The sequence below is a fragment of the Fulvivirga ligni genome, assembly GCF_021389935.1.
Lineage (GTDB): Bacteria > Bacteroidota > Bacteroidia > Cytophagales > Cyclobacteriaceae > Fulvivirga > Fulvivirga ligni.
Genome location: NZ_CP089979.1, coordinates 3,056,266 through 3,074,941 on the forward strand (window position 1 = coordinate 3,056,266; position 18,676 = coordinate 3,074,941).

Sequence of the window (18,676 nt, forward strand, 5' to 3'; positions counted from 1 at the left end):
ATAAATGGAAAGCAATAAACACTTTGTATTAGGCGTCTATGATGATGAAGACGTACTCTTAAGTGCAGTAAGAAAAGTTAGAGGAAGTGGAGTTAAGATCCACGAAGTATATAGCCCTTTTCCTGTTCACGGTTTGGATGATGAGCTGGGATATAAAAGAACTCGCCTACCAATAGTAGCATTTATGTTTGGTATGCTAGGTACATCTTTGGCTCTTACTATGCAGTTTTGGATGTTAGGGTATGACTGGCCTATGATCATAGGTGGTAAAAACTTCACATCACTACCTCCATTTATTCCTGTTACTTTTGAGCTAACAGTATTACTTTCAGCCTTAGGTATGGTAGGTACTTTCATGATTATTAGTAACCTTAAGCCCCACGGTAAGCCAAGGTTAATGGATATAAGAATCACAGATGATAAGCATATCATGGCGATTGATTTGGCGAAGAATAACTTGAGTCAGGAAGACATTAAGTCTATCATTAGTGACTCTGGTGCGCAAGAGGTGAATTTAAAAGATTTTTAAAAAGTAATAAGGAATACTTAGCACAATGAATATTTATAAAAGTATAACATTTGTTTTTGGACTAGCCGTGATCGGCTCGCTGGCGTCATGTGCTGCTGGTGGCGAGGATCAGGGTCTGGAATATGCTCCTAACATGTATCACTCAGTTCCTTATGAGCCTTTATCTCAGATCAAAGATAAGGATGCTGGTAATGCAGCAGAATGGTTGGATGCTAACAGTGATGGGCACGGTGAGTACTATAACTCTAACCCATTAAATCCAAATGGTATGACAATGAGAGTACCGCCAGTAAATACGGTACCTAGAAATAAGAACGGTTATTTGCCTTACAGAATACCAAAAGACAGCCTTACTTATGCGTCTACAATGAAAAACCCTTTACCAGATAATGATGAAGTGGTTAAAGACGGACAGATGCTTTACAACAGATTTTGTGAGCATTGCCACGGTGGAGCAGGCCAGGGAGATGGATTGGTTTCTGAGAAATTTGCTGGGGTAGCTAACCTAACAGGTGCAGCTTATCAAAATATCACTGAAGGACACATTTTCCATGTTATCACATGGGGTAAAGGAAGAATGGGAGCTCACGGTTCTCAGCTTAGTCCTGAAGAGAGATGGAAGATTGCTAAATTTGTTAAAACTTTACAAAAGTAATAATTTATAATGCCTAAGGCATAAAATAGATATTCAAATGACTGAAGAAAGATTTTCGTTTACCGCTGGAGCTAAAAAGACCTTAATGATCCTAGGGATAGTGGGTATTGTACTTTTTGTGATAGGTACTGTATTCAATATGTCTGGCGGTCATGGGCATGATGAAGGTCACGGATCTGAAGAAGCTGGCTTAACTGTTGATGAGAGCTCATCACTATTGGCTAGCGCTGATGATCAGCATGAGGGGAGTGCTCACGCAGAGCCACAGCCCAATGACGAGCACGAGGATGTAGAAGCAGCTCACGGTGAGCATCATGAAACGGCTCATTGGTTAAAAAGAATTTATAATAGCTTATGGGTAAACAACGTTTACTTCACAGGATTAGCTATTATCGGATTATTCTTCGTAGCTGTACAGTATGTAGCTCAGGCTGGCTGGTCTGTAGGATTTTTAAGAATAGGATTAGCTATGGGTAACTGGTTGCCTATCGCTGGTATCCTGATGTTTATATCTTTCTGGTTAGTACGTCATGATGTATTCCACTGGACTCACGCTTCATTATATGGTGAGCACGGTGATGAAATATTAAAAGGTAAAGCAGCACTTTGGTTCTGGCCTATGGCTAATGGTAGTGCAGTACCTTTATTCTTTATTTTAAGAATGGTTATCTTCTTTGTGCTTTGGTACTTGATGTTCACTTACATCAAAAGAGAGATCTTCGCTGAAGACATTAACGGTGGTGTTGATCACTGGAGAAAGACACGTAAATATTCAGTTATCTTCTTAGTAATATTCGGATTCTCATCTACAGTAGGAGCATGGGACTGGGTAATGTCTATTGATCCTCACTGGTTCAGTACATTATTCGGATGGTATGTTTTTGCTAGCTGGTGGATCAACGGATTAGCTGTAATCGCTTTAATCACTGTGGTATTGAAGCAACATGGTTACTTGAAGATTATCAACTCTAACCACTTACACGATATTGGTAAATTCATATTCGGTTTCAGTATTTTCTGGACATACATCTGGTTCGCACAGTTCTTATTACAGTACTATGCAAACATGCCTGAGGAAACTATTTACTGGGCTCAAAGATTAGAGGTTCCAAATTACAGCTGGATATTATTCATGAATTTGTTCTTGAACTTCGTGCTTCCATTCTTACTATTAATGACTCGCGATGCCAAGCGTCAGATGTCTTTAGTGAAGTTGGTATGCCCTATAGTAATAGTTGGTCACTGGTTTGATTTCTACCTGATGATTACTCCTAGTACTATGAAGTTGGAGGGAGCGTTTGGTCTCACTGAAATTGGTATGATGATGATCTTCGGTGTAGCATTCTTATTTGTTACATTAACAAGCCTTACTAAGGCGCCATTGTTCGCGAAGAACCATCCAATGTTAGAGGAGAGTTTACATCATCATATTTAATAATAGTTCTAAAATAAAGATTAATATATAGGGATATGTTCAAAGTAATTATTGCTATAGGTGTTGTTCTTCTTGTGGTTATCCTTCTTATCTTATTTAGGATAGGTACGCTAGTAAACGTAGTAAAAGGCACCCATAGGGAGAAGGTAGGATCGGGTAATAAGATTAATGCTGGTTTATTACTGTTATTTATGTTCGTAAGTTTTGGATTATTCTTCTGGTATTCCTTTGCTTACTTTGATGATTACACATTGCCTCAGGCCTCAGAGCATGCTGGATCTATGGATTTTGCATTCTGGTTAACTACGGCCTTGACAGGTGTTGTATTCGTTGTTACTAACGTTTTACTTTTCTTTTTTAGCTTTAAATATCAACACAAAGACGGTAATAAGGGTAAATTTTATCCTGATAATACAAAACTTGAAATTCTTTGGACTGTAGTTCCTGCTGTTGTATTAGCTGGTTTAGTACTAACTGGTCTTAGCGCGTGGAATAACATTACTTCAAAAGCTTCTGATGATGCAGAGGTAGTGGAAGTAATGGGATATCAGTTTGCCTGGGGTGTTCGCTACCCTGGTGTTAAGGATGATAAACTAGGTGAATACGATTATAGATTAATTGATGCCTCTAACCAGTTTGGTATGGATCTTACAGATGAAAATTCTTATGATGACTTCATGCCAATGGAAATGCATATTCCTAAAGGAAAAGAGGTATTGTTGAAGATTAGAGCGAGAGATGTAATTCACAGTGTGTTTATGCCTCACTTCAGAGTGAAAATGGATGCTGTTCCTGGTATGCCTACTCACTTCAAATTCACTCCGACAAAATCTACTCAGGATATGAGAGACGAGATAGGAGATCAAGAGTTTGATTATTTCATTACTTGTACTGAAATATGTGGTAGAGGTCACTTTTCAATGAAACTTAAGGTTGTAGTAGATGAGCCTGAAGATTATGAGGCTTGGAAGGCTGAGCAACCTACCTGGTTGAAATTGAACGAGGATTACTTGGAAAAGATCCCTGTGGAAAAAAGAGAGTTAGCTAAGATCAAAGCTGGCTTTGATAAAGAAGAAAATACGGAAACTGAAGCTTCACTATAAGGAAAAGATATATAGATTATGGCAACTGCTGATTTACACATAACAGATGGAGGGCATGATCATGAACATGATCATCACGGTAACTTTTGGACAACATACGTCTTCAGTACAGACCATAAAATGATAGCCAAACAGTACCTGATTACAGGTATCTTTTGGGCTCTTATTGGAGGTACTTTATCTATCATTTTTAGATTACAATTAGGTTTTCCTGATGCTGATTTAGGCTGGTTAGAGCCATTATTAGGAAAATGGATTAGTGCAGAAGGTAAATTAGATCCGGAGTTCTACTTAGCGCTGGTAACTATGCATGGTACCATCATGGTATTCTTTGTACTTACTGCGGGATTAAGTGGTACTTTCTCTAACTTCCTTATACCATTACAAATTGGAGCTCGTGATATGGCTTCAGGATTTATGAACATGCTTTCTTACTGGATCTTCTTTGTATCTAGTGTGGTAATGTTCACTTCTTTATTTATTGAAACAGGTCCTGCTTCTGGTGGTTGGGTTATTTACCCTCCTTTAAGTGCATTACCTCAGGCTGTGAATGGCTCTGGTTTAGGTATGACTTTATGGCTGGTAGCTATGGCTCTGTTTATTGTTTCTAACCTTCTAGGTGGTATCAATTATATCGCTACGGTTATTAACATGAGAACTCAGGGGATGTCATTCTCTAAGTTACCTTTAACTATTTGGGCGTTCTTCTTAACGGCTGTTATCGGTTTACTTTCTTTCCCTGTATTATTTGCAGCAGCATTATTATTGATATTTGATAGAAGCTTCGGAACAAGTTTCTACCTTTCTGATATTTACATTGGTGGTGAGGCTCTTCCTAACCAAGGTGGTAGCCCCGTATTATTCCAGCATTTATTCTGGTTCTTAGGTCACCCTGAGGTATACATTGTATTGTTACCTGCGTTGGGTATTACTTCTGAGGTAGTAGCAACTAACTCAAGAAAGCCGATCTTCGGATATAAGGCTATGGTTGGATCTATGTTATTCATTGCCATTCTTTCATTCGTTGTTTGGGCACACCACATGTTCGTGTCAGGTATGAACCCATTCTTAGGTTCTGTATTCATGTTATTAACATTGATCATTGCAGTACCTTCAGCCGTAAAAGTATTTAACTATCTTACTACCTTATGGAAGGGTAACATCAGGTTTACGCCTGCTATGCTATTCGCTATAGGACTAGTATCATTCTTTATCTCTGGTGGTCTTACAGGTATATTCTTAGGAAACTCTGCCATAGATATTCAGCTTCACGATACTTACTTCGTAGTGGCTCACTTCCACTTAGTAATGGGTAGTGCATCATTCTTCGGTATGCTTTGTGGTGTTTACCACTGGTTCCCTAAGATGTTTGGTAGAATGATGGACAACAGATTAGGATACGTACACTTCTGGTTAACATTTGTAGGTGTATACATGGTATTCTTCCCTATGCACTACATCGGTATCGCAGGATATCCAAGAAGATATTATTCATTTACCAACTTTGATACGCTTAACTCATTCACTGACTTGAATATGTTTGTGAGTATTGCAGCTATAATTACCTTCTCGGCTCAAATGATCTTCATTTTCAACTTCTTCTACAGTATTTGGAGAGGTAGAAAAGCTACTGCTAACCCTTGGGAGTCTAACACTTTAGAGTGGACTACTCCAATCAACCCTGGTCACGGAAACTGGCCTGGAGAGATACCGAAGGTTTACAGATGGCCTTATGATTACAGTAAGCCAGGTGCTAAGGAAGACTTTATACCTCAGCACATACCATTCTCTATGACTCCTGAGTCTAACTTACCTCATGAAAATGATATGATTAAGTTAGAAAAGGATGACGATGTGACGGTTGTGGTGGTAGATGATAAGAACGGACACTAAAAACAGAGCGAGGCTGCTCCATAGGTTCAGCCTCATTACTCTTATTGCTGTATATGTACTTATCCTGGTAGGAGGGATTGTAAGAAGTACAGGTTCAGGAATGGGATGCCCCGATTGGCCAAAATGCTTTGGAAACTGGGTGCCACCTACAGATCAATCTGAACTGCCTGCTGACTACAAGGATATTTACGCTAACAAGAGAGCACAGAAAAATGTGAGGTTCGCCAAATATTTGACAGCTCTGGGGTTTGATGATACAGCTAATAGGATTCTGAATGATGAATCCATTTTAGTAGAGAACGATTTTAATAAATATAAAACTTGGACGGAGTATGTGAATAGGTTAGTGGGGGTTTTAATCGGCTTCTTTATTCTTATCACATTCATACTGTCTTTACGATACTTGAAACAAAACAAGACCATATTCTTTGTAGCGGCAGCTACATTACTTCTGGTAATCTTTCAGGGGTGGATAGGTTCTATAGTGGTATCTACCAATCTGGTGCCATGGATGGTGACTATTCATATGTTCTTGGCCATGGTTATAGTGGCATTACTGGTTTATCTTTATTTTGTTACTGGTAACGAGGACAATGCTAATTATGTAAGTGGCGTTAAAGGTCTTCTTGTAGCTTGTATGGCTACTTCTTTAATTCAGGTATTTTTAGGAACACAGGTGAGAGAGGTCATTGATGTAGTAGCGGCTAGCTTAGGTAATGATCAAAGGCTTCAATGGGTGAATAATCTTGGCGGAGAGTTTATAGTTCATAGATCTTTCAGCTGGGTGGTGCTGTTATTACATGTAGTATTGATCTATATGCTTGTTAAGAACTCAGTGAAATCTTCATTAGCTTATGGAATTATGGCTACAGTATTAGTGGCGATCATAAGCGGAGTTTCAATGGCTTATTTTGGCATTCCTGCTTTTATTCAACCTGTTCATCTTTTATTGGGAACTTTAATTTTTGGACTTCAATTCTTATTGTTTTTACAACTTAATAATAAGAGGAAGTTAGAGATATAATGATTGCTAATAACACAACATATAAAATTAGTTTGATTTCACTGAAGGTGAAAAGCTTTATAGAACTCTTGAAGGTGAGGCTTTCACTATTGGTGGCATTTTCTTGCGGATTTGGATACGTACTTGGAGCAAAAGGAGATATTCATTGGGGCGAACTATTAGCCATCTGTTTTGGAGGGTTTTTGATTTCTGGATCTTCAGTCATTATCAATCAGATTATTGAAAAGGATTTAGATAAGCTTATGTCTAGAACCATGAACAGACCATTGCCGACTAATCGTATTTCGGTAACGGAAGCCATGGTATTTACATTCCTTACTGCGGCCTTGGGGTTATGGATTCTTAGTTTCTATACCAACGGCCTTACAGTATGGTTGTCTTTGGTTTCAATGATCCTATACAGCTTTGTATATACGCCTTTAAAGAGAGTAGGACCAATAGCAGTATTTGTAGGAGCTATACCTGGAGCTTTACCTCCTTTATTAGGATGGACTGCAGCTACAGGACAATTATCTTATGAGGCATTAATAATATTTGGAATTCAATTTATCTGGCAGTTTCCTCATTTCTGGGCTATCGCATGGGTGGCGGATGATGATTATAAGAAAGCCGGATTTAAGCTTCTGCCTTCTGGTGGAAAGAAAGATATGAACACAGCAGTTCAGATCATGATCTATACGCTTTTCCTTATTCCTTTAGGATTGCTGCCAGCTAAGTTTGGCATCACAGGAATAGATTCGGCTATCGTGGTTACTGTTTGTGGCGTGCTGTTCCTGGCTCAGACATTCTCATTGATGAGACATGGAAACAGGAAGTCAGCATTAAGAATTATGTTTGGGTCATTCTTATATTTACCTATCGTGCAGATAGCGTTTTTATTAGACAAAGTGTAAGGAGGAATGGAGATGACATCAGATTTTAAATTAGTAGAAGAGCCAGAAAAGACATTATCAATGCATCCTAAAAAGTTTGCATTGTGGTTATTCATGGTTACTGTAGTGATGATATTTGCGGCTTTAACAAGTGCTTATATCGTGAGACAAGCAGAAGGCAAGTGGTTGGTATTTGAACTGCCACAAATTTTCTGGTACTCTACAGCTTTGATTGCTATGAGCAGTATTTCTATGCATTGGGCTTATCTTTCAGCTAAGAGAGATAATCTGGACATGGTAAAGGTGGCCGTAGTGATTACAACCATATTAGGATTATTATTTACAGCTAGCCAATACTACGGTTTCTTAGCACTGGCAGAGGAAGGATACCATTTTTCAAGTAATGATGTATCGGTTTCTTTTCTCATAGTTTTAGTAGGACTACATGTAGTTCACTTATTAAGTGGGATTATTGTTTTAATCATTACTTTAGTGTCTACATTTAAGTACAAAGTACATTCTAAGAATTTAACTAGGTTACAAATGTGTGTTACCTACTGGCATTTCTTAGATGTGCTATGGATTTATTTATTTATATTTTTATTATTGAATCATAATTAGAGATTTAAAGTATCATTATGTCAACTACCACACAGACAATTGATGGCCCAAAGAGAAGTATTTGGGATGGCGGGCAGTCACCGTTTAAGGCAAGTTATGGAAAACTAATGATGTGGTTTTTCTTATTGTCAGATGCATTTACTTTTTCTGCCTTACTAATTACTTACGGAATGGTAAGATCTGCACATCAGGCTTATGATGGAGCAGCTGAAGCTTTCCAATTCTCCAATGAGTATTGGCCTATTCCTGAAAAAGTATTTAATGCCGTTCCTTTTTTACACGGACAAGATCTTCCTCTTGTGTTTGTGGGTATCATGACTTTTATCCTTATCATGAGTAGTGTTACTATGGTATTAGGTGTGGAAGCTGGACACAGAATGGATAGAAAAGCGGTTGAAAAATGGATGCTTTGGACTATCATCGGTGGTCTTGTATTCTTAGGCTGTCAGGCTTGGGAGTGGACACACTACATAGTAGGAACTGAGAGTGGTACTGCAATGAATTTCCTGGTTAATGGTAGTTGGATGGAGAAAACAATTTTCGGTGCTAACCTTACTGTGAACCAGTACGGTCCAGCTGACTTTGCAGATTTCTTCTTCTTTATCACTGGTTTCCATGGTACTCACGTATTCAGTGGTGTTGTATTAAATTTCTTAATTTACTATAACACAGTGAAGGGAGTTTATGATAAGAGAGGTAGCTATGAAATGGTAGAGAAAGTAGGTCTTTACTGGCACTTTGTAGACCTTGTATGGGTATTCGTATTCACCTTCTTTTATTTGGTTTAAGATTATAAAATATTAAGATATGCACGCTGAAGAGACAACACACGTACAAGTACAACCGGCAGATAAGAATAAGATTAGAAAGATATGGCTGACAGCTGGTATTTTAGCAGCTATTACAGCCGTAGAATTCATCATTGCTTTTACTATTCCATTATCAATGGAAACTCTAAGAATAGCGATTTTCGTAGGGTTAACCATCGTGAAAGCATTTTATATCGTAGGTGAATTCATGCACTTGAAATATGAAATGAAGTCATTAATTTGGTCTATTCTAATTCCATTGATCTTCGTAGTATGGATGCTTATTGCATTCTTGTATGAAGGAATGGCCATATTTGATGTGAGATTCTTAAACTAAGAATTAAAAATATATGATCTTAAAATAAGGCTAGCGGTGAAAACCCTAGCCTTATTTTATGTTTAGCATTATGAACAAAGTCATTAAAGTCGCTTTTCTGGTTATTACACTGGCCATACCAGTGGGAATATTCCTGTTTTTAAAAGTATTCGGTAATAACAAATTTGATATTCCAGTTTATTACCAGGAGGCAGGTACCACCACGGATTGTGGTGAGCTAGGTGCGGATTATACAATTCCAGATTCGTTAAAAGCTGAAGGGAAAGGGCAACTAGTATTTTTCTATCAGCCTTCCATAGCAGATCCGCTGGAAATCAGTAATCAATTTGTGAGGTTGAAGGATACATTTAATGACCAAATGCCGACCTTTGTACTCTATAGTTCTAAGCAAGTTGAAATTGAGGGAGTGCCAACCACTGTATATAATAGACAAACTTATGATAAGGTGCTCAATTGTGCTTATGCGGCCGAGTATTCTGGTCAGTATGTTTCAGTGGATAAGTTAGGCAGGATTAGAGGCTATTATGCCACTGATTTGGATGAACAAGATAGGTTAATCGTAGAATTAAAGATTTTAAATGAAAACGGAGAGAATTGATAAGGAGGTAAAGTATAAGAAGCTCATAGTAGCTTTATCTATCATTATACCTGTTGCGGTAGCAGTTTTGTTTAAAGTACGCATAGAAGGACTGGATTTTTCGTTTTTGCCACCTATTTATGCTGGTATCAATGGCTTTACTGCTATTTGCCTGATATGGGCTTTCATTGCCATTAAAAACAATAATTGGAAACTGCATGAGAAGCTAATGAAGGTTTGTATTGGCCTGTCGGCTGCTTTCTTGGTCATGTACGTGTTATATCACATGACCAGTGATTCTACTCACTTTGGTGGTGAGGGTTTCATTAAGTATCTCTATTACTTTATTCTGGTATCACATATTATCTTATCAGTAGCCGTAATTCCTATGGTGTTATTTACCTTTGTAAGAGCGCTTGCTGAGAGATTTGATAAACATAAAAAGTTAGCTAGAATCACGTTTCCCGTTTGGCTGTATGTGGCAATTACGGGAGTGATAGTGTACTTTATGATCAGTCCTTATTACGTATAAACTATTATTTTTCAATTCTTGTTTGTAAAAGTAATGATGAAAAAACTATTAGTATCTTCTTTTCTTATTGCCGCAATGGTGCTGGTAAATAGTGTGGGTGCATTCGCACAGTGTGCTATGTGTAGGGCTACTGTAGAGAATAATGTGAGCAATGGTGATGTTGGCATTGGAGCAGGACTTAATTTCGGCATTATGTACTTATTTGTAATGCCTTATTTGGCAGTGTCAGTGGTAGCTTACTTCTGGTATAAGAAAAGTAGAGCTAATGCCAAAGCCAAGCAAACCAGAAGCCGGGTAGCCTGGTAATTTATTGACCCTGATCATCTCTGGATAATATTTCATTCTTATATTAATGGTATAAATTTTGAGCCTTTGAGGGTAGTTGTATTAAATCACTATCTTTAGCCACCTAACTCTTGTATTATATCATTGCTTGCTAATTATAAAAAGATCCTCCTTGCCAGCTCACTGATTTGTTTTCTATCAGCTACGGCCTTATATTTTCTACATGAATCAGATTCTCCTTCTCAGGAAGAATTTACAGCTCATATTACCAGTAATATGCAGGAAGAAGCTCTGGAGCTTCAAAGGGAGGTGGTTCCGATACTTGAGAATTTAGAGCAAAGTAACGAACTTCTTTTTTCATCTATACCTCATCCTTCTCATCCGTTTTATGTGTATAAAAGTGGCCGCTTAGTATATTGGTCAGATTACCGGTTTGTACCTGAATACAGGTATCTGGCGGGTGACTATACTTATAAATTCGTAAAGTCTTTAAGAAAGGAATATTTAGTAAGAAAATGGTCTGTTGACGAGACTGATTACGAAGTGTATGGTGCCATAATGCTTCATAGTACTTATAAGATAGATAATAACTACGTGCACTCGGGGTATAATCCCAGTATTTTCTCCAGCCAATCATTGAAGCTTTTCTCCACAGATATGACTGTCGGGCAGCCTGTATGTATCGATAATGATAATTGCATATTCAGAGTGCTTTATGGTGAGAATTATACAGAGGCTCAAAGACATGTTAATTATATAATTGCAGCATTGTATGCTTTAAGTATAGTGTTTTTATTAGGCTACTGTATTTCATTTTTCTATTCAGAGAAGCCTGGATTTTTAAAGTTTGCTCTGCTGGTCATTATCCTAATAGGTCTTAGGGCTTTGATGTTATTGCTGAATTTTCCAAACGGTCTGGTAGATATAGGTCTTTTTGATTCGCGCTACTTTGCTTCTTCCAGCCTAAACCCATCTTTTGGTGACTTATTGATCAACCTGATTTTTGTGCTAATCATCTCGCTTTACTATTTTCTGAATAATGATAAGATGGTGCCTCAATATTGGCTTGATAAACTAAATGTGCAAAGCCGATTTATAATGCTGGTACTCATTTCCGGGATGATGTTGCTGGTATTTCACTTTCAGTACCTGGTGCTCCAAACCATTTATCATAACTCTCAGGTGAGCTATGATGTGAACAGAGGCCTTGAAGTTGACGGGCACAGATGGGTCGCGCTCATAATCTTTGTGTTAGGCTCTGCTATTACTTTCCTGCTCTTCCATATTGGATATAAGTGGCTTTTCGTACTTAGTGGAAAGCGTAGAAGGATATTACTTGCTTTCGGGGTGAGTAGCCTGCTGTTTATAATGATTAATTTTTTCGTGGGCCAGGTCTACGTGTATAGCTTCATAGTAGCCACCTCTTTGTTTATTGTACTGTTGCTGTCTGGCCTTCCTGATTATGTAATTAAGCTCAGTTATAATACCTTCCTTTATTTCTTTACTTTCCTGATAGCTTCAGCAGTAATTGGAGCATTGTCTATAGACCATTTTGAAAACGAGCAGGAGAGGGAGAAGAAACTTAAATTTGCCAATCAGTTCTTAATTGAGAACGATAACCTGGCTGAGTACCTGCTATCTGAGGTTAACCAGAACATAAAGCAAGATTTATTCATTCAGGGAAGGATGTCCAGTCCATTTTTCTCAAAAGATGTTATCAAGTCAAAGATTAAACAGGTTTATCTGGGGAGCTATTTTGATAAGTATGAAATCAAAATCTACCTGTATAATGCGAACGGCAAGTCTTTTGATAATACTGAGAATCAACTTTCTCCCGAGGAAATTAATGAATTTGATGTAGCAGAGTATAAGACCAATTATGACGGTATATACTTCATTAATAGGCTCGGTATCAATGCCTCAAAGAGGTATTTAGATTTCATTGAGATTAAAAGAAGGGGAGTACTGATGGGGTACGTGATTATGGATCTTAACCTGAAAAGAATCATTCCTGAAAATGTATATCCTGAGCTGTTAGTAGATAATAGATTTTTAACTCCTTATCAAAATGCCAATTACAGTTACGCTGTATATTCTCAAGGTGTAATCACTTATCATTCAGGTGATTATAATTACATTACGGATTTTGATAAGGAGCTGTTGAGCGAAAGCGAATTGTTTGCGGGCGCACTGAGTCATGGTGGTTATTTGCACTTAGCGGTAAAGGATAATCAGGGGAGGATCATTGTGATAAGCTCAAATAATCATCCTTTATCGGATATATTTAGTAATTTTTCATTTCTCTTTCTTACTCAGGTATTTGTTTTCCTAATCATAGTGGCATGTTTTGCTTTATACTACAGCTTCCAGAAAGTTACGCTTAACTACTCAGCCAGGATACAGCTCTACCTGAATGCAGCATTCTTTTTACCACTTATTGCGGTAAGCATCACTACCCTAAGTGTCATCAATTCGTCATTCCGAAAGGAGGTGAATGAGGAGTATTTCAAAAAAGCAGAGAGCATAAGTGCTAATCTGAGTGATCCATTAAAATCATTTATACAGCAAAACACCACGGATCATGATGAGCTAAGGAGCAAAATTGCTGAGGTGGCTAAATATGCTGGAGTAGATGTAAACTTGTTTAGTATACGTGGGCGGTTATTGGCCAGTAGCCAGCCTCTGATTTATGAGAATGATTTACTTTCTCAGTACATAAACCCAAGAGCGTTAGGTAAAATACGGGAGCAGGGAGAAAATGCTTATGTAACTACAGAGGCTGTTGGCAACTTGGATTTCTACAGCACCTTCTATGCCGTAAAGTCATTTGAAAGTGGCCAGTTAATTGGAATTTTGAGTATACCTTTCTTCCAATCAGAATATACCATTCAGCAAAATCAGGTAGAGGTATTGACAACGGTAACGAACATTTTCTCAGTGATCTTTTTGTTCTTTCTACTGGTATCTTATTTGGCCGCAAAGTGGTTAACCTTTCCATTGGTATTGATCACTCAGAAGCTGAAGAAAACAACACTTACAGGATTTAATGAACCGCTCACATGGAAAGCTGATGATGAAATAGGGCTAATGGTGAGTGAATATAATCGAATGCTTCTCAACCTTGAGGATAGTAAGAAGGCTCTGGCAAGGACTGAAAAGGAATCAGCATGGAGAGAGATTGCGCAGCAGGTAGCCCACGAAATCAAGAATCCTTTGACTCCGATGAAGTTGACTTTACAGCATTTAAGAAGGCGTATTCAAGGTACAGCTCAGGATGGAGACTTCGAAAAGCCGATAGATAGTTTGCTGGTTCAGGTGGATACTTTGAATGATATTGCCTCGTCATTCAGCTCCTTTGCTAAAATGCCTATTCCTGAAAATGAGGTGTATGAGCTTGGAGCTGTAGTGAAAAATACGGTAAGCCTGCTAGAGAATACCGAATTCACTGAGATTTTCTTAGAATTGCCAGCAGATCCGGTGTTTACCAGAGGTGATGAACAGCTTATGGGGCGAATAATTTCTAACATTATTATCAATGCTATTCAGGCAAGAGAAAAAGATAGCTTGACTGTTCATGTAAATCTTACTATTCTTAACAAACAGAAGCTGTTACTTGAAATTAGAGATAATGGCCCTGGAATAGACGAATCAATTCACAACAAGATTTTTATTCCTAATTTTAGTACAAAGGAAACTGGGTCTGGCATAGGCCTGGCAATAGCAAAGCACGGTGTAGAGCATGCAGGAGGAAAAATATGGTTTGAGACTGAGCAGGGAAGTGGCACCTCATTTTTTATTGAATTGCCCATTGTCCCTAATGAAGGCTAGTGCAGTAGCCTTTGCTATGCTGTTTTTACCATTTTTATCTCATGGTCAAGATATTGAGCCCAAAAGATGCAAATGGGTTAAAATTGCCAATCAGCCTTTCGTTTTAGATACTCTATCCATCACTCCGAATTCCATTGAGCTTTCGGTAGATACAGCATTAGTAAAACCTGTTTATAATTTTAGTACCGGAGAGCTGGAGCTGCAAACTACTGAGAATATTGATTCAGTGCAGGTGTGCTATTCTGTACTGCCATTTAATTTAGCTCAGAAATACTATCACCGTAGCCTGGATGTATATGACTCTAATGCTGTATTCAAAGATCCGGTGAAAGAGGAAAGTCTACTGCAGCGCGATCAATTATTTGCAACAGAAGGCATTAATAAAAGCGGGAGCATAAGTAGGGGGATTTCGTTTGGCAATAATCAGAACGTTTTTGTCAACTCTACACTTAACTTAAATTTAGATGGTAAGCTCACCGATGATCTGAATATCAGAGCGGCAATTACAGATCAGAATGTGCCTTTTCAACCCGAGGGCAACACGCAGCAGCTTCAGGATTTTGATAATGTATTCATTCAGGTCTATAATGATAAGTTCTCTCTTACCGGAGGTGATGTGGTACTTAAAAGCCGACCTTCTTACTTTTTAAAATACTATAAAAATGTACAGGGTGGCCTGGCAGAATTAAATTATAATGTAGGCAATTCAGAGATATCAAATACGTTAGGAATTTCGGTGGCTAAGGGAAAGTTTGCATCTGTACAAATTACACCCAAGGAAGGTATTCAGGGCCCCTACAGGGTGCCTGGAGTTTCAGGGCAGGGCTTTATCATCATACTGGCTAATTCTGAGAAAGTGTTTCTAGATGGTAAACAGCTGGTTAGAGGTTATAATAATGACTACACCATCGATTATAACAGCGCTGAGATTACTTTCACTAATAATATTCTGATTACCCAATTCTCACGCATCAGGGTAGATTATGAATATTCTGATCAGAACTACAGCCGTACTATTACTACAGCCAGTCACTATCAGAAAAGTGGTAAGCTGAGTCTGTTTGCCAATGTATACAGTGAAAAAGATAATAGAGACAGACCTTTGCTGGTTGACCTGTCAAATGAGGACAAGCTACTCCTAAGTGAGGTTGGAGATGATGTGAATGCAGCGGTAATTTCTGGAGTTGATAGTGTTGGCTATAATGCTGATCAGGTTCTGTATGCCCAGAAAGATACAGTGGATAACGATGGACTTACCCAACAGATTTATTTATATAGTAATAGTGCTCAGAATGCTTTTTACCAGGTTACATTTAGTGATGTAGGCTTGGGTAATGGTAATTATGTATTAGAAACTACCACTGCTAATGGCCGAGTATATGCCTGGGTTTCACCTGAAAATGGGCAACCACAAGGGCAGTACGAACCAGTGCAGCAAATACCAACGCCTACTAAAAAGCAAATGGCAAATGTGGGGGCGGAGTACGCAGTTTCAAAGCATGAGACAGTGTATGTAGAAACAGCTTTTTCCGATCAGGACCTTAACCTATATTCTGATGTTGACAATGAAGACAATACTGGTTTTGCTATAAAAACAGGCTTACACTCAGAAAAAAGGAAAATCAGCTTTATGAAGGATTATCTCTTTGAAAGTCATTTATCCTTTGAATATGATGATCAAAATTTTGCCCCAATAGATCGATTTAGGTATATAGAGTATGACAGAGACTGGGGTTATAACCCTAATATCCAAACAGATACTTATAGTGATTACATCTCAACAATATCTTTGGGTGTGAGGAAAAATGCTGATAATGGCTTGAATTACGAAGCTGTTCATAGGAAGAGAGGTCTACAAGTTGATGGTTTCCAACAAACTGCTCGTTTGGATAAGCAAATTGGAAATTTTCAGCTGCGAAGTGATCTGTTTTTAATGGATAGTGATCAGGACTCATTAGATATAACCTGGCAACGATTCAATGGCGATTTGTCTTACAAAACAAAGTGGTTAATTCCTGGGTATCAGTATAGTATAGACCATAACCTGGTGAATTACTCAGCTGCAGACTCATTAGTGAGCACAGCCATGTATTATGATGCACATACCTTTTATGTAAGAAGTGTAGCCGATAAGAAGTTGCAGTTTCTGGCTCAGCATAGTTATAGAACAGATAAAAATGTTCTGACAGGAAAATTAGAAGATTTCACCACTTCTAATACTAGTCGTTTTACGGTGAGCAGGGATTTTGAAAATCATCATCTCTCGGTTCTTTTTACCTACAGAGAGCTGGAGTATGCTGAAACAGATCAGCTAGAAGAAACTGTTTCAGGTCGTCTGGATTTGCAGAACAATCTCTTCAAGAGGCATGTTGTTTCTAACCTCACTTATACCATTGCCAATAGCCAGGAGCCAAGAAAGGAGTTTGTTTACATAAAAGTACCAACAGGAGAGGGTATTTACACTTGGAGAGACCTGAATAACGATGGCATAAAGGATCTGGATGAATTTTTTGAAGCCATTAATCAAGATGAAAAGAACTATGTGCGAATTTTCACACCTACCAATGAGTTTATTACAGCCTTCCAGAATACGCTGACGTATAGAATTAACCTTCAAATGCCGAGGACATGGAAAAAGGAGGGAGGCATAAAAGAGTTGCTCAGTCGGTTTTCAAATAATACCTCCTGGGTAGCAGATGTAAAGACTACAGATGAGTCTTTAGATAGTCGGTTACTAGGGTTTGTGAAAGAAGTGCCTGAAAATGATGTGATTGCAGAAAAAAATGTGCTACGATCCACTGTGTTTTATAACAGAGCCAGTGTGAAGTATGGTGCCGATTTTAGTTATTTCAGTGCTGATCAAAAGCAGCTATTGACAGGTGGCTTTCAAGGGAGAAATATCGATGAATATACTTTAAATGGAAGGGTGAATTTTTCCAGGCAATATAACCTGAGGGTTCAGGTGATAAAGGGAGATAAGCTTATCACTTCAGACTTTCTGGATGGCCGAAACTACAACATTGCTTCCAGAGGTATCAATCCGGAATTAGCCTGGCAGCCTAGAGGCAATTTTAGGTTTTCTGTTCAGTACAATTACCAGGAAAAGAGAAATACATTCAGTGCGGAAAGCAGTGAAAGTGCCTTTATTAAAGAAGGCGGTATGGATTTTAAGTTTAATAAAGCAACCAATAGAACTTTTAGTGCTCAGTTTAGGTGGGTACAGATAGATTTTACCGGAGAGGAAAATTCACCCATCGGCTATGATATGCTCAATGCTTTGAAACCTGGCAGAAACCTGACCTGGAATATCAACTGGCAGCAGAAGATAGCTTCTGGATTGCAGTTGAATATCAGTTATAATGGGCGTAAATCAGAAGATACTGATATTGTGCACGTAGGTAGAGTGCAAATAAGTGCACTCTTTTAACGTTCTGCTTTCAGCTTACTCATCACCTTGTTAGCAAATACGAAATCATCAAATTCCTTCACATTGGAATACATGATATCATTCTTATTGCCTTCCCAGAGCTTGTGCCCTTTGTATAAGAACATAATCTTCTCTCCAATACCAAGTACCGAATTCATATCGTGAGTTACCACTACGGTAGTGATATTAGATTCCTCGGTGATTTCTAAAATAAGGTCATCTATAAGGATGGATGTTTGTGGATCAAGGCCTGAGTTAGGTTCATCACAAAATAGATAGCTGGAGTCGTTTACAATAGCCCTGGCTATACCTACACGCTTTTGCATACCACCACTTATTTCAGATGGCATCTTACCATTCTGGCCTTCCAATCCCACTCTTTCAAGCGCGAAATTTACACGATCGATCTTTTCACCACGAGGCATCTTAGTCAAAACATCCAGTGGAAACATCACATTTTGCTCTACCGTTTTAGAGTCGAATAACGCTCCACCCTGGAAAAGCATGCCTATTTCACGTCTGATTTCTGTTTTTGTATCTCGGTCAGCGTTGGTAAACTCTTTGTCATCATAAAAAACATGACCTTCATCAGGAGCCACCAGGCCTACGATAGTTTTTAAAAGCACACTTTTTCCTGTACCACTGGAGCCAATGATCAAATTAGGTTTTCCCCTCTCAAATACACCACTTATGCCTTTGAGTATCTCCTTATCTCCAAATGACTTTCTTATATTTTCTATTCTGATCAT

16 protein-coding genes are annotated in these 18,676 nt (G+C 38.4%); 15 read left to right on the top strand and 1 reads right to left on the bottom strand.

Annotated elements, in window-relative coordinates; genetic code table 11:
- Positions 1-4: 4 nt before the first annotated feature.
- The 15 genes from LVD16_RS13050 to LVD16_RS13120 all read left to right on the top strand — a co-directional run bounded on the left by LVD16_RS13050 (position 5) and on the right by LVD16_RS13120 (position 17,927).
- Positions 5-529, top strand: a complete 525-nt coding sequence (locus LVD16_RS13050) for a DUF3341 domain-containing protein (protein ID WP_233774388.1) — start codon at positions 5-7, stop codon at positions 527-529.
- A gap of 25 nt (positions 530-554) precedes the next feature.
- The gene (locus LVD16_RS13055; protein WP_233774389.1) at positions 555-1,184 is read left to right on the top strand and encodes a c-type cytochrome; all 630 of its coding nucleotides are present in this window, start codon (positions 555-557) and stop codon (positions 1,182-1,184) included.
- 37 nt (positions 1,185-1,221) lie between these two features.
- The gene (locus tag LVD16_RS13060) at positions 1,222-2,619 is read left to right on the top strand and encodes a quinol:cytochrome C oxidoreductase (RefSeq protein ID WP_233774390.1); all 1,398 of its coding nucleotides are present in this window, start codon (positions 1,222-1,224) and stop codon (positions 2,617-2,619) included.
- Positions 2,620-2,654: 35 nt separating this feature from the next.
- A complete protein-coding gene (locus LVD16_RS13065) occupies positions 2,655-3,722 on the top strand; it encodes a cytochrome c oxidase subunit II (RefSeq protein WP_233774391.1) in 1,068 nt (355 codons plus the stop codon).
- Between the two features lie 18 nt (positions 3,723-3,740).
- On the top strand, positions 3,741-5,615 hold the full coding sequence (locus LVD16_RS13070; protein ID WP_233774392.1) for a cytochrome c oxidase subunit I: 1,875 nt from the start codon (positions 3,741-3,743) through the stop codon (positions 5,613-5,615).
- On the top strand, positions 5,596-6,639 hold the full coding sequence (locus tag LVD16_RS13075; protein WP_233774393.1) for a COX15/CtaA family protein: 1,044 nt from the start codon (positions 5,596-5,598) through the stop codon (positions 6,637-6,639). The genes LVD16_RS13070 and LVD16_RS13075 overlap by 20 nt, the downstream gene beginning before the upstream one ends.
- Positions 6,639-7,532: a heme o synthase gene (cyoE, locus tag LVD16_RS13080; protein ID WP_233774394.1), complete on the top strand. Its 894-nt coding sequence runs from the start codon at positions 6,639-6,641 to the stop codon at positions 7,530-7,532. The genes LVD16_RS13075 and cyoE overlap by 1 nt, the downstream gene beginning before the upstream one ends.
- Before the next feature lie 12 nt (positions 7,533-7,544).
- Positions 7,545-8,132, top strand: a complete 588-nt coding sequence (locus LVD16_RS13085; RefSeq protein ID WP_233774597.1) for a cytochrome c oxidase subunit 3 — start codon at positions 7,545-7,547, stop codon at positions 8,130-8,132.
- A 17-nt stretch (positions 8,133-8,149) separates the two neighbouring features.
- Complete coding sequence (locus tag LVD16_RS13090; protein WP_233774395.1) at positions 8,150-8,920, top strand: cytochrome c oxidase subunit 3; 771 nt, start codon at positions 8,150-8,152, stop codon at positions 8,918-8,920.
- 19 nt (positions 8,921-8,939) lie between these two features.
- On the top strand, positions 8,940-9,278 hold the full coding sequence (locus tag LVD16_RS13095; RefSeq protein ID WP_233774396.1) for a cytochrome C oxidase subunit IV family protein: 339 nt from the start codon (positions 8,940-8,942) through the stop codon (positions 9,276-9,278).
- Positions 9,279-9,348: 70 nt separating this feature from the next.
- Positions 9,349-9,876 carry a hypothetical protein gene (locus LVD16_RS13100; RefSeq protein WP_233774397.1) on the top strand — a complete coding sequence of 176 codons (528 nt, stop codon included), beginning with the start codon at positions 9,349-9,351 and terminating at the stop codon, positions 9,874-9,876.
- The gene (locus LVD16_RS13105; protein WP_233774398.1) at positions 9,857-10,387 is read left to right on the top strand and encodes a DUF420 domain-containing protein; all 531 of its coding nucleotides are present in this window, start codon (positions 9,857-9,859) and stop codon (positions 10,385-10,387) included. The genes LVD16_RS13100 and LVD16_RS13105 overlap by 20 nt, the downstream gene beginning before the upstream one ends.
- Before the next feature lie 36 nt (positions 10,388-10,423).
- A complete protein-coding gene (locus LVD16_RS13110; RefSeq protein WP_233774598.1) occupies positions 10,424-10,693 on the top strand; it encodes a CAMCR motif-containing small membrane protein in 270 nt (89 codons plus the stop codon).
- Between the two features lie 123 nt (positions 10,694-10,816).
- On the top strand, positions 10,817-14,500 hold the full coding sequence (locus tag LVD16_RS13115; RefSeq protein WP_233774399.1) for a sensor histidine kinase: 3,684 nt from the start codon (positions 10,817-10,819) through the stop codon (positions 14,498-14,500).
- Positions 14,490-17,927, top strand: a complete 3,438-nt coding sequence (locus LVD16_RS13120) for a DUF8818 domain-containing protein (RefSeq protein WP_233774400.1) — start codon at positions 14,490-14,492, stop codon at positions 17,925-17,927. The genes LVD16_RS13115 and LVD16_RS13120 overlap by 11 nt, the downstream gene beginning before the upstream one ends.
- Here LVD16_RS13120 and LVD16_RS13125 read toward each other — a convergent pair.
- A complete protein-coding gene (locus LVD16_RS13125; RefSeq protein ID WP_233774401.1) occupies positions 17,924-18,676 on the bottom strand; it encodes an ABC transporter ATP-binding protein in 753 nt (250 codons plus the stop codon). The genes LVD16_RS13120 and LVD16_RS13125 overlap by 4 nt on opposite strands.

Bases quoted from the DNA above. Each gene is read 5' to 3' on its own strand.
- LVD16_RS13050 (WP_233774388.1), top strand. From the start codon at position 5: ATGGAAAGCAATAAACACTTTGTATTAGGCGTCTATGATGATGAAGAC.
- LVD16_RS13090 (WP_233774395.1), top strand. From the start codon at position 8,150: ATGTCAACTACCACACAGACAATTGATGGCCCAAAGAGAAGTATTTGG.
- LVD16_RS13125 (WP_233774401.1), bottom strand. From the start codon at position 18,676: ATGATCAGAATAGAAAATATAAGAAAGTCATTTGGAGATAAGGAGATA.
- LVD16_RS13085 (WP_233774597.1), top strand. From the start codon at position 7,545: ATGACATCAGATTTTAAATTAGTAGAAGAGCCAGAAAAGACATTATCA.
- LVD16_RS13110 (WP_233774598.1), top strand. From the start codon at position 10,424: ATGAAAAAACTATTAGTATCTTCTTTTCTTATTGCCGCAATGGTGCTG.
- LVD16_RS13065 (WP_233774391.1), top strand. From the start codon at position 2,655: ATGTTCAAAGTAATTATTGCTATAGGTGTTGTTCTTCTTGTGGTTATC.
- LVD16_RS13075 (WP_233774393.1), top strand. From the start codon at position 5,596: ATGATAAGAACGGACACTAAAAACAGAGCGAGGCTGCTCCATAGGTTC.
- LVD16_RS13095 (WP_233774396.1), top strand. From the start codon at position 8,940: ATGCACGCTGAAGAGACAACACACGTACAAGTACAACCGGCAGATAAG.
- LVD16_RS13060 (WP_233774390.1), top strand. From the start codon at position 1,222: ATGACTGAAGAAAGATTTTCGTTTACCGCTGGAGCTAAAAAGACCTTA.
- LVD16_RS13100 (WP_233774397.1), top strand. From the start codon at position 9,349: ATGAACAAAGTCATTAAAGTCGCTTTTCTGGTTATTACACTGGCCATA.
- LVD16_RS13055 (WP_233774389.1), top strand. From the start codon at position 555: ATGAATATTTATAAAAGTATAACATTTGTTTTTGGACTAGCCGTGATC.
- cyoE (WP_233774394.1), top strand. From the start codon at position 6,639: ATGATTGCTAATAACACAACATATAAAATTAGTTTGATTTCACTGAAG.
- LVD16_RS13120 (WP_233774400.1), top strand. From the start codon at position 14,490: ATGAAGGCTAGTGCAGTAGCCTTTGCTATGCTGTTTTTACCATTTTTA.
- LVD16_RS13105 (WP_233774398.1), top strand. From the start codon at position 9,857: ATGAAAACGGAGAGAATTGATAAGGAGGTAAAGTATAAGAAGCTCATA.
- LVD16_RS13070 (WP_233774392.1), top strand. From the start codon at position 3,741: ATGGCAACTGCTGATTTACACATAACAGATGGAGGGCATGATCATGAA.